We start from the raw sequence: 15,412 nt of genomic DNA on the forward strand, positions 1-15,412 counted from the left end.
CACGGTCACCGACGTGGCCGGTAGCGGATACCGCTGCTGGCCATGAAGCCCTTCGGATCGAAGCGGGCCCAGGCTTCGCCCCAGTCGAAGCGGGCGTGGCCGCCGGCCAGTTTGCGTCCCAGCGCCGCACCCAGCGTGCGGCGCATGAAGGCGACTTCGGCATCGATTGCCGCCTGGGTCGGCCAGCCGTCTTCCAACGTCGCACCGGGTAGATCGACGCCCATCGTCACCATGTCGAGCTGTTGCCCGTGAAAGCACAGGCTGATGCCAGCGGGCGCACCGCCCAGGCTGAGCCGGTGCAGGCTGAGCCAGACGTAGCCGGTGCCGACGTCGCGCTCTCCTCGCATCAGCGTGACGAAGGCGACACGTGCCTCATCCCGTGACAGGGTGGGGCCGATCAGAGTCGGCAGATTGCCGAGCTGGATGCTGCCGTCGGTCGCATCAATGATCATCGGCACGGCGTGTGCTGCGTGCTGGGCAGAAGAGGGCATGGCGTACCGGTGGGCGTTGGCCCTCGGATTCTGGCTGCGCGGGGGCAATGGCGGCAAGCCAGTGCCTGCACATGACGTTGGCGCAGGACTGACTTGTGGATTACCCGCCAGCCTCTAGCGTGGTGCACAGCGTTGGCCTGCCGCCGACGAGGGAGTTTTCGATGAACGAGCGAGACAAGGATCAGGACCCGAAGCAGGGCGTCCAGGAAAGCCGCCAGGACAGGAAGCAGGACGATGTGGCCAAGCAGCGGCCCGGGCAGCGCGACCAACAGGTGCGCGATGCGCACTCACGCGGCCCGCAGCGCAAGGACGGCGACCAGGAGCCGGCCTGAGTTGCCGGCGCTGAAAAGAAAAACCCGCAGATCACGAAGATCTACGGGTTCTTCTGAATAGTGGTGGAGCCAAGGAGGATCGAACTCCTGACCTCGTCATTGCGAACGACGCGCTCTCCCAGCTGAGCTATGGCCCCACGGCAGGGCTTCAGTCTAGCCAAGCGCCTGCCGCTTGCCAAGCCGATCAAAGGAATTTCGTGTCGAGACGCGAGGCACATCAGCGGGTGACTGTGCCGAAACCGCTTGTTTCGCCGGGTTTGGGCGCCGCGCAACGAAATCGTAACAATTTGGGGGATAATGGCGGCTTGCGCAGTTCTCCTCCTTTTTGCCGCCCGGCCCGCGCAGGCCGCACGGACGCCTCCTCAGAGCATTTCATGCCCTCCCATTCCGATTCCCGCCGCCTGTCGGGTCTGTCGTCTTCCTTTGTTTCCTTCCGCCGCCACCCGCTGGCTCTGGCCTGTGCCGGCCTGGCCCTGGTCGGCAGCTTCGGTGCCGCCGCGCAGGACAGCGCGCCGACCCCGACCGGGCTGGACACCATCACCGTGACCGCCGAACACCGCGAGCAGAACCTGCAGGAAGTGCCGGTCTCGGTGGGCGTGGTGCAGGGCGAGCGCATGCGCGACTTCACCGCCGGCGGCGATGACACCCTGCTGGCGCTGTCCGGCCGCGTGCCGAGCCTGTATGCGGAAACCACCACCGGCCGCATCTTCCCGCGCTTCTACATCCGTGGCCTGGGCAACATCGACTTCTACCTGGGTGCCTCGCAGCCGGTGTCGATCATCCAGGACGACGTGGTGCTGGAGCACGTGGTGCTGAAGTCCAACCCGGTCTATGACGTCGACCAGGTGGAAGTGCTGCGCGGCCCGCAGGGTTCGCTGTTCGGCCGCAACACCACCGCCGGCATCGTCAAGTTCGACACCCTGAAGCCGACCCAGGATTACACCGGCCGCGTCAGTGCCAGCTATGCGACCTATAACAGCGTGTCGATCGACGGCGGCTTCGGCGGCCCGATCAACGACATCGCCTCGTTCCGCGTGTCGGCCCTGTACCAGCACCGCGACGACTACGTCGACAACACCTACCGCGGCCCGAGCGCCGACGGCACGGTCAGCCCAAAGAAGAACGCCATGGGCGGCTTCGATGACCGCAACGTACGCGCGCAGCTGCTGCTGACCCCGAGCGACCAGTTCTCGATCCTGGCCTCGGCCCACGCCCGTGATTACGAGGGCACCTCGACCCTGTTCCTGCGCGGTGCGCTGACCAAGGGCTCGAACAAGACCGACGTGCCGCGTGACAAGGTCGCCTACGACGAAGCCGACAACAACCCGCAGGCCTACAAGACCTACGGCGGTTCGGTGAAGGCGCGTTATGACTTCGGCGCGATCGACTTCACCTCGATCACCGCCTACGAAACCACCTCCGGCTACAGCCGCGGCGACACCGACGGCGGCGCCGCGGTGAACTTCCCGGTCAACGGCGTGCCGAACGGCTACGGCCAGTCGATGGGCCGCATCCGTGACCTGGACCAGTGGACCCAGGAATTCCGCCTGGCCAGCCATGATGACAGCGCCCTGCAGTGGCAGGCCGGTGCGTTCTACTTCAACGGCAGCGACACCACCGACTTCTACCAGCGCGCGTGGTTCCTGCAGGGCGCGGCCCGCAATCCGAACAACTGGGTGCGCCTGCGCAACAAGAACACCTCGTGGGCCGGTTTCGGCCAGCTGAGCTACGCCTTCACCGACAAGTTCACTGTCACCGCCGGCCTGCGCCAGACCAAGGACGAAAAGCACACCCGCCTGCTGAAGACCGCTGACACTGCCGCTGGCGTGGTCACCTACAAGGGCCGCACCGACGTCAGGATGTCCGACACCACCCCGAGCTGGGATCTGAGCGCGATGTATCAGATCACGCCGGACGTGAGCGTCTACGCCAAGGTCGCGCGTGGCTTCCGCGGCCCGACCATCCAGGGGCGTTCGGCGGTGTTCAACGCCGATTTCACCACCGCCGATTCCGAGACCATCCTGTCCTGGGAAGCGGGTGTGAAGAGCAGCCTGTGGGACAACCGCCTGCGCCTGAACGCTACCGCGTTCACCTACACCGTCAACGACATCCAGCTCAACGGCAACGATTCGGACGGCAATGGCGTGCTGTTCAATGCCGACAAGGCCAAGGCCTACGGTTTCGAAGCGGACATGGAGCTGCGCCCGATCCCGAACCTGACCCTGAGCGCCGGCCTGAGCCTGCTGCACAGCGAGATCAAGGACAAGCGCGTGTATGCGCAGGTCTGCGGCCTCAACGGCCAGGTGGTCTGCACCGTCGGTGACCCGACCATCAAGGTCGGTGCCAACACCTTCGCCCAGATCGACGGCAACCCGCTGCCGAACGCGCCGAAGTACAACGTCAACCTGGCCGCCCGCTACGACTTCCCGGTCAGCGACGCGGGCACCATGTTCGTGTCCACCGACTGGAACAAGCAGGGTTACACCAGCTTCGTGCTGTACGACAGCAAGGAGTTCAACTCCAAGGGTGACTTCGAGGGTGGCCTGAAGATCGGCTACTCGGGCAACTACGGTGCCTACGAAGTGGCGCTGTTCGCGCGCAACATCACCAACGAGAAGAACCTCAAGGGTGTGATCGAGAACTACATGGCCGCGGTCTACAACGAACCACGTACCGTCGGTGTCTCGCTGAACATGAACTGGTAATGCGCTGTCGCGACGGCGGAGCATCCCGCCATCGCACTGCTGGAATGCAAAGGGCGGCCCGGATTACCGGGCCGCCCTTTTCGTTGCTTCAGACCGCAGTGAGGTTGCTGTCCTGGCTGCGCTGGCCGAAGGTCAGGGCCCAGGTGGCGCTGTCCACCTGCTGCCGGTCCTGTTCCTGCTGCTTGCGTGCGCGGCTGGCACCGAACCAGCGGCCTTCGCCGTTGATCAGCGGTGCCATGCGTACCACGTCCACATACTCCGGATCGATCTCGCTGGCACGCTGCAGCCAGGTCAGGGCGAGGAATGCATTGGCCGGGACGCCGTTACCGAAGTGGTAGATGTCGGCCAGATAGCCGGCAGCCCACAGCTTGTCGTCGTCGTCGCCGCGCCACCACAGCGGAATCAAGGCGCGTTCGACCGCTTCGCGCTTGTGCGCGTCGTTCCGGCCATCGAATGCCAGGCAGGCCAGGTTGCGGCAGGTTGGGCCCCACACGCGCTCGCCGGCCTCGGCCTCATCCAGGCAGCGCAGGTACAGCTCGCGCGCACGCGCTTCATTCTCCGCGCCGCCTGCGGCGACGAGGCGTACGGCCAGGTTGTAGGTGGCGATCAGGTCGCCGCCTTCCACCGCACGCTCCTGCCAGTAGGCGGCCTTTTCCGCATCGGCGAACTGCGGTTGGTCGCGGCCACCGAGGCGGCCCTTGTACAGGTCGCACAGCGCCGACATCGCGCCGGCGTCGCCATCGTCCGCCATGCGCTGCAGCAGCGACAGGCCTGCGGCTTGCGAAACATCACAGAACAGATTGGCGGCGAACGTCACCGCCGAGGTGTCGTCCTGCTGCGCAAGCTTCAACGCGCGCTGCAGCAGGACACTGGCGCGTGTCGGGTCGCTGGCCTGGCCGAGCAGGCCATGCTCGATGGCGGTGGCGGCCCAGAGCAGGCCGATCGCCGAATCGCCTTCGCGCGCGGCATAGTCCACCACCTGTGCGAACAGTGCTTCGGCACCGTCGACATGGGCGAACCAGGTGCAGGCCTCGAGGTTGCTGAGCCCCTCATGCAGGACCACATCGCGGTCCAATGTCCATGCCTGCTGCAGATCTTCAAGCACCGCCTGCATGTGGTCCGGATCCCACTGCACGACGCCTTCGCTGTCTTCAACGCGGCCAAGACGGTAGCGCAGCCCGGCGCGCTGGGCCAGCACCTGCGCGCGCAGGTGGCGGTCCAGGTGCCAGTCGAGGATCTGCGTGTAGGCGCGCTCGTGCGCGGCCACGGCCTCGGCATCCTCACGGTGGGGCAGATCGCCCATCCAGTCCTGCTCCTTGTGCCACCGCAGCGCGTTGCTCTGCGCCAGTTCCAGGCCACGGCACCAGCTACCCTCGATGAAGTTCTCCATCGCCTCATGGCTGCCGCCCCAGCGCGGGTACAGGAAGTACAGGGTGTCCTCCAGCGTGGCCAGATCGTCCGGGCGCTGCTCCAGTACCAGGCGCATCCAGTACGCCAGTGGTGCGTCGAAATCGTCCTGGCTGCGCTCGCGCAGCAACGGGGGCAGCGTATCCGGCAGCGTCTGCAACGGCGTGCCGAAGCGCGACAGCAGCTGCAATGCCTTTGGCCAGGCTTGAGGGTAGTGCTCGGCCAGCGTGGCGTCATCGGATGCGGCGGGTTCCCCGGCCTGCAGCGCACGCAGCCAGTTCGGTTCGCGCAGGTAGCTGGTGATGCGCTTGATGCCATCCAGCGCCAACGCAGGTCGTGGCGACAGCGGCATCGCCTGCAGGTAGGCGTGCACGGCATGGTCGCGGGCCAGCTGCGCCGCCAGCCACTGGCTGTCTTCGACCAGTGCTGCAACATCGGCGCTGCGCAGTTCGCCGGCAGCGTCCTGCCAGCAGACGCCCAGGCAAAGCCAGGCGTAGTAGCTGCCGGGGGCGGCCGAGGCCCACTGCTGGGCCTGTTGCAGGCGGGCTTCCAGCGTCAGCGTGGCGTCGTGCAGGTTGCGCAGCCGCCAGCGGATGCCGGGCAGCGCATTCTCTCCCTGCAGCCAGGCCAGCTCATGTGGAGCAAGCAACGCATCCAGTTCGGCATAGCGCCGTTCCTGCAGCGCAGTGCGCGCCTGCACGCGCCAGGCAAGGTCTTCGGGGGAAAGCCCGTCTTTTGCAAATCCGTTTGTCATTGCTGCAATCCAGCGAGTACGAGGCTGGACATTAGAAGCGCGGTCGTTAGCGGCGGCAAGCAGGACATGCGGCTGCCATGTCGGTGGCATTCAGCAGGAGGCTTGAAGGTGAATCCCGTCACCCGGAACAGGCGTTCGCGTTGCGGATCGTCCATGTGCAGCGGAAAGGCAAGCAGCAGCTCGGGCCGGTAGGCGAGTGTGCCCTGGCCCTGTCTCTACGCCTCGATTCCGGGAAATAGCCGTGCATCAGGGCGTACGGATGAAGCCAGGGTTCGAGCTTGTCCTGCTCGCTGGCAGCGGGGGCCTGTTCGATCAGGCGTGCCGCAAGCGCGAGGTAGTGAACCGAACGGGCCAGATCCAGCCCGCCCGTCAGTGCCGCGTAGGCGTTGAGCTGGCTGCTGCGATCCATGCAGGGGTGCTGCTGGCCAGCAGCAGCGAGCGGATCATCCATCGTGACATGCAGGAAGAGGGCCATGCAGGCACGCAGCAATGTCCTTGTCGAGCATTGGCAGGGCCGCCCCGTGAGGCGGCCGATGCGGGTTGCTAGTTCGCCGGCAGCAGCGCCTGCAGGCGCGACTCCAGTTCCTGCTGGCGCCAGCCGGCCAGTGCGGCGGGCCATTGGCGACGTTCCAGATAGCTTTCCAGGTGCTTGCGCGAGGCAAGGATGCCATCTGGCAGTCCCAGTTCGCGGCTGCGTTCGGCCACGGCATCCTGCAGCTTCTTCAGCGCCTGCTTGTTGCTGTCGTTGGCCGGCAGCGCCAGCGGCGCGTCGGCTTCGTCGGCCAGCGGCGTGGACAGCGCCTGCCACACGGCGCCGGCCAGTTTGCGCGGTGCCTTTGGGAACTGCTCGAACAGCTTGCCCAGCGCTGCCTCGTCGGCCGGAGGCGTGCGCGCCAGAGTGGCGGCCAGTTCGTTGTCCAGGATCCAGCTTCGCGGGCGGTCGCTGCTGCGTGCCTGCACATCACGCCAGCGCAGCAGGCGCAACAGGCGGTGCTGCGCGGCGTCATCAAGGAACTGTGCCGAGCGCATCGCCAGGTGCGGCCAGCGATCTTCATCGTTGGCGACACTGGCCAGCAGGCGCTCGCCATCGTCGTGCAACCACTGCTGGCGGCCCAGCGCCTGCAGCCTGGCATCAATGGCGTCGTGCAGTGCGAACAGGTGCTCGACATCGTCGGCGGCGTACTGCAGCTGCGACTCGGACAGCGGGCGGCGCATCCAGTCCGAGCGGGTCTCGCCCTTGGCCAGCGCCACTCCGGTGATCTCCGCCACCAGCTTCTGGTAGCCCATACCGCCGCCGATGCCGGCCAGCGATGCCCCGATCTGGGTGTCGAACAGCGGTCGCGGCAGCACGCCGCAGGCCCACTTGAAGGCAACCAGGTCTTCGCTGGCGCTGTGCATTACCTTGGTGATGGATTCATCGGCCAGCCAATGCGCAAGCGCCTCGGTCATGCCGGGAATCAGCGGGTCGATGAGCAGGATGTCCTGCCCGACCGCCATCTGCACCAGGGCCAGCTGCGGCCAGTAGGTGCGTTCACGGATGAATTCGGTGTCCAGGCCGATGCGGGTCGGGCGCTGCTGGAAGTACGCTTCCAGCTCGGCGGGGGTGGTGATCCAGGTTGCCACGGGTCAGGGCCTACTACTCGGGTTTGCTCAGGCAGGGGAGAATAGCCTAACGTCGGTCCGCGTCTGTGCCGAAGGAGGCTCTGCTTGCGTTTTCCGTTGTCGCCCGTGTTGTGCACCGCCCTGGCCGTGGCCCTGGCCGGCTGCACGCCGTCGCCGTCCGCGCCGGCGGAACGGGCCGCCAGCGAAGAGGCGCGCGCGGCCGAGGGCGCCGACACCGGCGCCAATGCCAGTTCGCAGGCCGGGCAGGGCAGCGTGACCATCGCCGGTGAAGATGCCGCCGAGGACGTACAGCAGTGGACGCCGCCACGGGTGGACCGCCAGGGCCGCAGCCTAGCCCAGTTGCGGCGCGCCGCCGAGCAGGCGTTCGCTGAAGGCCGGCTCTATGAAGATGCGGATGCCGCCATTCCGCTGTGGCTGGCGGTGCAGGAAGAAGACCCGGATGACCGCCAGGCCCGGCTGGGCCTGCAGCGTGCCCGCCAGCGACTGCAGCAGCTGGCCGATGCCCTGCTGGTGCGGCCGCTGAAGCAGCGCGAGGCGCTGGCCGAGGCCAGCCGCCAGGCACTGGTGTTGCTGACCCTGTCGCCGAAGGACGAGCAGGTGCGTGCGCTGCAGGCGCGGGTGGAGCTGGCGCAACGGGTGGTGGCCTACAACCGTGCTGGCGAGGAGGACCTGCGCTCGGACCGTATCGGTGAGGATGGCGACGGTGCCATCGGCAACTTCCGTGAGGCGCTGGCGCTGGATGAAGACAACAGCCGCGCACGGCAGGGCCTGGCCGCAGCCGAGAGCGGGTTGATCCGCCGTGCCGAACAGGCTGCTCGGGCGCGCGATTTCGCCAGTGCGGGTACCTGGCTGGCCGAAGCCAGCAAAGTGCGCGATTCGTCGCCGACGATCGCCGACGCCTTCGAACGCATCGAGCAGATCCGCGCCGCCACGCTGCTGCAGCTGCGTGATGACGGACTGCTTGACCTTGCCACGCCACAAGGCCTGAAGCCGGCGCGCGAGAAGCTGGCCGAGGCGCTTCGCATCGCTCTGCCGGGTGATGCAGTGGTGGGCCAGCTTCGCGAGCGCATCGACCTGGCCACCCATTACGGGAGCTTCCGGCCGGGACAGGTGTTCAGTGATGCGATGCGCGATGGGGGGCGCGGACCGCAGATGGTGGTGGTGCCCCACGGTGGCTTCCAGATGGGTGCAGGCGATGCCGAGCCGGGCTCGAGTGATGCCGAGCGTCCGTCGCACTACGTGCGCTTCGATCGCGGCTTTGCCATGGCGATCACCGAGATCACCGTCAGCGATTTCGAGCGCTACGTGAAAGCCTCCAATGCGCGCCCGCGCGCGACCCGGCGTGGCCATTCGGTGGTCTACGACGAACGCAGCGGCAATTTCATCCGCCGCAGCGGCGTGGACTGGCGTTCCGACTACGACGGCGGTCGCGCGCTGGGCAACTCGCCGGTGATGCACGTCAGTGTGCGTGATGCCGAGAATTATGCGGCGTGGCTGTCCGAGCAGACTGGCCGCAGCTACCGGCTGCCCAGCGAAGCCGAGTTCGAGTACGCGCTGCGCGCTGGCAGCAGTGGCCGCTATCCGTGGGGCGATGCCGGCGTGCCGCCGCCAGGCAGCGGCAACTTCACCGGCAGCAAGGACGTTTCGCCTTCGGGACGGCACTGGCACAACGCGTTTATCGGGTACGGCGATGGCTGGTGGGGGCCGGCGCCGGTGGCCAGCTTCCAGGCCAATGCCTTCGGTCTGCACGATATGGGCGGCAACCTCAGCGAATGGGTGGCCGACTGCTGGCATGCCAGCTACCGCCGCGCACCGTCCGATGGCGTCGCCTGGTTCAACCCGGGCTGCCGGTCGCGGGTGATCCGCGGTGGCAACTGGGCCAATGCCCCCGAGCAGACCCGCGCGGCCTGGCGGCAGTCCCAGGATTCGGATACCACCAATGCCCGCATCGGCTTCCGCCTGGTGCGCGGCATCTGAGCGGCACCCGGCTTCACCCGCTGCGGGCAGCGGCGCACTAAGATTGCGCCGTGCCCGCCAGCCGGCGGGGCCAGCAGGAAGTCCCCCGATGCGCAACGATCCCTTCTCCCGCTCGTCGCAAGGCCCACAGCGGCGTGGCCTGTTCGGCAACATCCGCTGGTGGGTGCTGCTGCTGGCCGCCGGCTATGCGCTGTTCTACTGGTTCTCCAACCGCACGGTCGATCCGTACACCGGCGAGAAGGTGATGATCGACAGCAGCCTGGACGCGCGCCAGGAAACCGCGCTGGGGCTGCAGGCCTACCAGCAGATCCTGTCGCAGGAACGGCCGATGGACCCCAATGCACCGATCGCGCGCGATGTGCGCGATATCGCCCAGCGCCTGATTGCCAAGGTGGACGTGGTGGAGACCGCGCTGGCCCAGGAGCACGGCGTGCAGCCGGCGCATTTCGCGCGGGATTTCCAGTGGGAAGTGAATGTGATCCCGTCCGACCAGGCCAATGCGTTCTGCCTGCCGGGCGGCAAGATGGCGGTCTACACCGGGCTGGTGCCGGTAGCACGCACCCGCGATGCGATGGCGGTGGTGATGGGGCATGAGATCGCCCATGCGCTGCTGCGCCATGGTGCACAGCGCATGGCCCAGCAGAAGCTGACCCAGATCGGCCAGGTGGCCGGCGCCGCCAGCGGCATGGATGCGCAGCAGCAACAGATGATGATGTCGGCGATGGGCTATGGCTACCTGCTGCCGTATGCGCGCAGCCACGAGACACAGGCGGATGAAGTGGGGCTGATGCTGGCCGCAGCGGCGTGCTTCGATCCCCGCGAGGCGGTGCCGCTGTGGCAGCGCATGGGCCAGGCGAGTGGCGGCCAGGCACCGCCGGAGTTTGCCTCCACCCACCCGAACCCGGGCACCCGCATCCAGAACCTGCAGGCGCTGATGCCGAAGGCGCTCGAGTACCGGCAGAAGTTCTGCGAGCAGGCGAAGTAGGGTGGTGTTCGGCAGGGCTGCGCCCTGCACCTGCCGAAGCCAGAGCAACAGCAACAGCAACAGCAACAGCAACAGCAACAGCCGAAGCAAAAGCTGGCTATCCGTGGGATGGCGGGGTGGGTCCGGTTGCGGGAGACGCCGTAAACCCGTCCATGGGGGCTTGGCCGCGGCATCCATGCCGCGGACACTCCCGCAACCGGACCCACCCCGCCTTCGACAGATGTCCGCGATCTGCCGGAATGGCGCTTGGGGTCAGATCCGTTTTCCGCAGGAAAACGGATCTGACCCCGAATTGATTCGATATCTGACAGAGATTCATCCACGCATGGCGTGGATCTACCGACCGTCATCGGGAAACTGTCGAGGGTGGGGCGGTGTGGCTGTGCAGGACCGTTGGCGCCATGGATGGCGCCATCGAGCCCCCAGGGGTGAGGGCGCTTCGTTTGCGAAGCACTGCTTCGCAAGCGCCCGAACGCACAGCCGCCAGCGGCTGGGCCGGACCGCGGAGCGGGGTTTACGGCGTGTCCTGCACAGCCACACCGCCCCGCCAAACCATCAGCAATCCAGAGCCGCTTTGGCTGTTGCTGTTGAGGTTGCCGGCCAGCGGCCGGCACTACCGTGGGTGCAGGGCGCAGCCCTGCCGAACACCCCTTTACTTGACCTGCACGTCGATCACGCCGTCGCCAACGCGGGCCTGCAGCGCGTCACCGGGCTGCACCTGGTCGACCTTCCGTACCAGCGTGCCATCGTCGCTGCGGGTCAGGATGCTGTAGCCACGGGCCACGGTGGCCAACGGGCTGACCGCTTCCAGTGAACGCGCCAGTCCGCGCAGTCGCAGTGCATCGCGCTCCAGCAGACGCTGCATCGCTGCCTGCGGCCGCCCGCGCAGGGCAGCCAGGCGGCGCTGCATCGCGTCGAGCTGGCGTTGCGGATGGTGCCCGCGCAGTACCGCGGCCGCATGGCGCAGGCGTGCGGCACGGCGCTCCTGCTGCTGGTTGAAGACCGCATGCAGGCGCCGGCCCAGATCGAGCTGGCGGCGGCGCAACAGGTCCAGCCGCGCCTGCGGGCTCTGTGCGTTCAGGCGCAGCAGGGCGCGGTCGGCACGCTGCATCGCCTGCTGCATCGCATGCCGTTGCAGCTGCACCATGCGCGCGGCCGTACGGCGCAGGCGCAGGGCCAGTTCGCGCTGGTCCGGTACCAGCAGCTCGGCTGCCACCGACGGCGTTGGTGCGCGCAGGTCGGCGGCAAAATCGCTGAGGCTGAAGTCGGTTTCATGGCCCACCGCCGACACTACCGGGGTGCGGCTGGCTGCGATCGCACGGGCCAGTGCTTCGTCATTGAACGCCCACAGGTCTTCCAGTGAACCGCCGCCACGGGTCAGCAGGATCACGTCGTAGCGGCCACTGGCATCGGCGGCCTGCAGCAGGCGGGTGATCTGTGCAGCGGCGCTGCCGCCCTGCACCAGGGTCGGCAGCAGGTCCACTTCCAGCAGCGGGAAGCGGCGGCCGAGCACGCTCAGCACGTCGCGCACGGCGGCGCCGGTGGGAGAGGTGATCACCGCCAGGCGCTGCACGTGCGCCGGCAGCGGCCGTTTGCGTGCCGGGTCGAACAGGCCCTCGGCCTCCAGGCGTGCCTTCAGCTCCTCGAAGGCGCGGCGCAGTGCGCCTTCGCCGGCTTCCTCCATGTGGTCCAGCACCATCTGGTACTCGCCACGGGCGTCGTACAGAGTCACCTTGCCGCGCACCAGCACGCGCATGCCTTCGCGCGGCACGAACTTCAGGTACTGCGCCTTCATCCGGAACATCGCCGCGCGCAGCTGGGCACGTGCGTCCTTCAGGGTGAAATACAGGTGCCCGGAAGAAGGACGCGCCACGCTGCCCAGTTCGGCCTCGACCCAGATCGCCGGGAAGCTGCCTTCCAGCAGGTCGCGGGCCAGGGTGTTGAGCTGGCTGGGGGTGAGGATGTCGTTGTTGCGTGGCTGCATGGGAACGGCGTGCTGCGGGCGGAACGGGGGCTCAGGATCGCACGTCAGCGCACCGTGTGCTGGCCCAGCGCCCACTTCACGTGTTCACGCACCAGCGGCGAGGGATCATCGACGCGGGTCTGCAACGCGGCCAACGCTTCGGCCGAGGACGGTGCATTGCCCAGTGCCACGGCGATGTTGCGCAGCCAGCGTTCATGGCCGCTGCGCCGGATCGGGCTGCCTTCGGTACGGCGCAGGAATTCAGCTTCGTCCCAGGCAAACAGCTGGTCCAGACGGGCAGTGTCGAGGTTGTTGCGCGCGCGGAAATCGGCTTCGTCGGTACGCTTGGCGAACTTGTTCCAGGGGCAGACCAGCTGGCAGTCGTCACAGCCGTAGATGCGGTTGCCGATCAACGGCCGCATGTCTTCGGGGATGGCACCGTCGTGCTCGATGGTCAGGTAGGAAATACAGCGCCGCGCGTCCAGCCGCTGCGGGCCGGTGATGGCCTGGGTCGGGCAGACATCGATGCAGCGCGTGCAGGTGCCGCAGTGTGCCGTGGCCGGTGCATCGATCGGCAGCGGGATATCGATGTAGATCTCGCCGATGAAGAACCAGGAGCCGCCACGGCGGTCGATCAGGCAGGTGTGCTTGCCGATCCAGCCCAGGCCGGCATTGCGCGCCAGTGCGCGTTCCAGCACGGGCGCCGAATCGACGAACACGCGGTAGCCCAGCGGTGCCACTTCATCGTTGATCTGCGTGGCCAGCTTCTGCAGGCGGTTGCGCATCAGCTTGTGGTAGTCGCGGCCCAAGGCGTAACGGGCCACGTAGGCGCGGCCCGGGTCGGCCAGGGTTGCCCAGGCTTCGGTGTCGTCCTTGTGGCTGTAGTCCATGCCCACCGAGATCACCCGTACGGTGCCGGGCAGCAGCTCGGCCGGGCGCGCGCGCAGGGTGCCGTGGCGCGCCATCCAGTCCATCGTGCCGTACAGGCCCTGGCCCAGCCAGTCGGCCAGGTGCGCCTCGTCCTCGCCCAGCTCGATGCCGGCGATACCGCAGCGCTGGAAGCCATGCGCACGCGCCAGTTCGCGGATGCGCTGCACGGCCTGGGCCGGATCGACAGGGACGGGGGCGGGGGACATGTGCACCAGTATAAAATCCCCGCATGGCCAACCCTGCCGATCTTTTCGATTCCGCTGCCGCGCGTGCGCTTGATGCGCAGGCCTCGGCGCTGGCCGCCGAGGGCGGTTGGGGCCTGATGGCGCAGGCTGGTCAGGCCGCCTGGCAGTGCCTGCTGCAGCATTGGCCGCAGGCGCAGCGGATCGGCGTGGTGGTCGGAGCAGGCAACAACGGTGGCGACGGCCTGGTGCTGGCCCGCCATGCACGGAAGGCCGGGCGCGCGGTGACGGTGATCGCCTTGCCGGGCAAGCCACCGGCGACGTCGCTGGCACTGCGTGCAGCATCGGAATTCACGTCCGACGGCGGCACCATCACCGATTTCGACGGCGCGCTGCCCGAGGCCGATATCTGGGTTGATGCCCTTTTCGGTCTGGGCTTCGATCGCGCGCCGGAAGGCGCGGCGCAGGCGCTGATCGCCGCCCTCAACGCACAGACGGCACCGGTGCTGGCGCTGGACGTCCCCAGTGGCGTCGATGCCGACCAGGGCGCCGTACCGGGCGAGGCGGTGAAGGCTGCTTTGACCCTGCAGTTCATCGTGCTGCATCGCGGGCTGTATACCGGCGATGCGCTGGATCATTGCGGGCGGAAGACGTTGGCGCCGCTGCAGCTACCCACGGCCGCATGGCAGGGCGTGTCACCCGCCGCAGAGCACTGGACCCAGGCTCGCTTGCCGCCACTGCTGCCGCCGCGTCGTGCCAATACCCACAAGGGCGAATCCGGGCACGTGCTGTGCGTCGGCGGCAACCATGGCAGCGGTGGGGCCATCGCGATGGCGGCCGAAGCGGCACTGCGTGCCGGCGCGGGACTGTTGAGCCTGGCCACCCGGCGCGATCACGTCGGCCCGTTGCTGGCCCGGCTTCCCGAGGCGATGACCCATGCGCTTGAAGATGGCGATGTGCTGCCGGCGCTGCTGGACAAGGCCAGGGTGGTGGCGATCGGCCCCGGCCTGGGCCAGGACGAATGGGCACGCGCAATGTTTGCGCAGGTGCTGGACAGCGACAAACCGCTGGTGGTTGATGCCGATGCACTGAATCTGCTGGCGCAGGATCCGCGCGCGCTGCCGGAGGCGATCCTTACGCCACATCCGGGCGAGGCCGCGCGTCTGCTCGACTGCAGTACCACTGACATCCAGGCCGATCGCTACCGCTGTGCGCAGGCGTTGGCCGAGCGATTCCACGCCGTGGTGGTGCTGAAGGGCGCGGGCAGCATCGTGACGGCGCCCGGGCAGGTGCCACGGCTGATTGCTGCAGGCAACCCCGGCATGGCCGTGGGGGGCATGGGCGACCTGCTCACCGGCATCATTGCCAGCCTGCGCGCGCAGGGCCTGGCCGCCTTCGACGCTGCCGCCGCTGGCGCACTGCTGCACGCGCTCGCCGGCGACGCTGCGGCCGCCGACGGCGCGCGCGGCATGCTTCCCACTGATCTGCTGGTGCCGCTGCGGCAACTGGCCAACCCGGAACGCTCTTCATGACTGAATTCTTCCTTGCCGACAGCGATGCCACCGAACTGCTCGGGCAGTGGCTGGCGGCGACCCGACCGCCGCAGGCGCTGATCGAACTGCGCGGTGACCTCGGCGCCGGCAAATCCACCACCGCACGCGCGCTGCTGCGCGCACTGGGCGTGCAGGGCGCCATCCGCAGCCCCACTTACACCCTGGTCGAGCGCTATCCGCTGGCCAGCGGTGGCGAGGCCTGGCACCTGGACCTGTACCGGATCGGCCAGGCCGGCGAACTCGATTTCCTGGGCCTGGACGAGGGCAGCGCGGTGTTGTGGCTGGTGGAATGGCCGGAACGCGGCGCTGGCGCGCTGCCGCCGACCGACCTGGTGGTGGCGTTGGAGATCGAGGGGCAGGGACGTCGCGCCCGTCTCACCGGAGCCAGCGACGTCGGACATGAGTGGCTGAAGCGGCTTCCCCAAGGGGGCGACTTGCAGGCCATTTCTGTCGGCTGACGAGAACAAAGACCGGCAGGTTACGGATTATTAAGGAAAAAGGTGTTGCATT

At 67.6% G+C, this 15,412-nt stretch carries 12 protein-coding genes and 1 tRNA gene; 6 read left to right on the forward strand and 7 right to left on the reverse strand.

The genetic code is table 11. From position 1 onward, the window contains the following. Window positions 1-5 precede the first annotated feature (5 nt). Window positions 6-491, reverse strand: coding sequence for a hypothetical protein (locus JLDANKMP_RS07360; protein ID WP_100438770.1), 486 nt, complete (start codon window positions 489-491; stop codon window positions 6-8). Window positions 492-652: 161 nt separating this feature from the next. Between JLDANKMP_RS07360 and JLDANKMP_RS07365 the strand changes: the two genes are divergently transcribed. Beyond that, window positions 653-823 (forward strand): hypothetical protein, encoded by a 171-nt coding sequence (locus JLDANKMP_RS07365; RefSeq protein ID WP_005410406.1) that lies wholly within the window; start codon window positions 653-655, stop codon window positions 821-823. 61 nt (window positions 824-884) lie between these two features. On the opposite strand, the gene JLDANKMP_RS07370 is transcribed toward JLDANKMP_RS07365, so the two are convergent. Further along, a tRNA-Ala gene (locus tag JLDANKMP_RS07370) sits at window positions 885-960 on the reverse strand. Window positions 961-1,197: 237 nt separating this feature from the next. Between JLDANKMP_RS07370 and JLDANKMP_RS07375 the strand changes: the two genes are divergently transcribed. Further along, window positions 1,198-3,528 (forward strand): TonB-dependent receptor, encoded by a 2,331-nt coding sequence (locus JLDANKMP_RS07375; RefSeq protein WP_212560826.1) that lies wholly within the window; start codon window positions 1,198-1,200, stop codon window positions 3,526-3,528. Between the two features lie 88 nt (window positions 3,529-3,616). Here the strand turns inward: JLDANKMP_RS07375 and JLDANKMP_RS07380 are convergent, their stop codons facing one another. From JLDANKMP_RS07380 to rnd, 3 genes are all read right to left on the reverse strand, one after another. After that, window positions 3,617-5,689: a DUF4034 domain-containing protein gene (locus JLDANKMP_RS07380; protein WP_111117830.1), complete on the reverse strand. Its 2,073-nt coding sequence runs from the start codon at window positions 5,687-5,689 to the stop codon at window positions 3,617-3,619. Window positions 5,690-5,807: 118 nt separating this feature from the next. After that, on the reverse strand, window positions 5,808-6,164 hold the full coding sequence (locus tag JLDANKMP_RS07385) for a hypothetical protein (RefSeq protein ID WP_227843311.1): 357 nt from the start codon (window positions 6,162-6,164) through the stop codon (window positions 5,808-5,810). Between the two features lie 68 nt (window positions 6,165-6,232). Next, window positions 6,233-7,312 carry a ribonuclease D gene (gene rnd / locus JLDANKMP_RS07390; RefSeq protein ID WP_024958088.1) on the reverse strand — a complete coding sequence of 360 codons (1,080 nt, stop codon included), beginning with the start codon at window positions 7,310-7,312 and terminating at the stop codon, window positions 6,233-6,235. A gap of 84 nt (window positions 7,313-7,396) precedes the next feature. On the opposite strand from rnd, the gene JLDANKMP_RS07395 reads away from it, so the two are divergent. Both JLDANKMP_RS07395 and JLDANKMP_RS07400 read left to right on the forward strand, forming a co-directional pair. After that, window positions 7,397-9,289 (forward strand): formylglycine-generating enzyme family protein, encoded by a 1,893-nt coding sequence (locus tag JLDANKMP_RS07395; protein WP_024958089.1) that lies wholly within the window; start codon window positions 7,397-7,399, stop codon window positions 9,287-9,289. Window positions 9,290-9,377: 88 nt separating this feature from the next. Then, window positions 9,378-10,274: a M48 family metallopeptidase gene (locus tag JLDANKMP_RS07400; RefSeq protein WP_005414033.1), complete on the forward strand. Its 897-nt coding sequence runs from the start codon at window positions 9,378-9,380 to the stop codon at window positions 10,272-10,274. A gap of 652 nt (window positions 10,275-10,926) precedes the next feature. Here JLDANKMP_RS07400 and xseA read toward each other — a convergent pair. Then, a complete protein-coding gene (gene xseA / locus JLDANKMP_RS07405) occupies window positions 10,927-12,258 on the reverse strand; it encodes an exodeoxyribonuclease VII large subunit (RefSeq protein ID WP_212560827.1) in 1,332 nt (443 codons plus the stop codon). Window positions 12,259-12,302: 44 nt separating this feature from the next. After that, complete coding sequence (gene queG, locus JLDANKMP_RS07410) at window positions 12,303-13,373, reverse strand: tRNA epoxyqueuosine(34) reductase QueG (protein ID WP_212560828.1); 1,071 nt, start codon at window positions 13,371-13,373, stop codon at window positions 12,303-12,305. 23 nt (window positions 13,374-13,396) lie between these two features. Here queG and JLDANKMP_RS07415 point away from each other — a divergent pair, with 23 nt between their 5' ends. Next, the gene (locus tag JLDANKMP_RS07415) at window positions 13,397-14,881 is read left to right on the forward strand and encodes an NAD(P)H-hydrate dehydratase (RefSeq protein ID WP_212560829.1); all 1,485 of its coding nucleotides are present in this window, start codon (window positions 13,397-13,399) and stop codon (window positions 14,879-14,881) included. Then, entirely contained in the window at window positions 14,878-15,360 is a 483-nt protein-coding gene (gene tsaE, locus JLDANKMP_RS07420) for a tRNA (adenosine(37)-N6)-threonylcarbamoyltransferase complex ATPase subunit type 1 TsaE (RefSeq protein ID WP_005410396.1), read from the forward strand. Before JLDANKMP_RS07415 ends, tsaE begins: the two co-directional genes overlap by 4 nt. Window positions 15,361-15,412 lie beyond the last annotated feature (52 nt).

It is taken from the genome of Stenotrophomonas sp. PE591, from assembly GCF_018320795.1.
In the GTDB taxonomy this organism is placed as follows: domain Bacteria; phylum Pseudomonadota; class Gammaproteobacteria; order Xanthomonadales; family Xanthomonadaceae; genus Stenotrophomonas; species Stenotrophomonas maltophilia.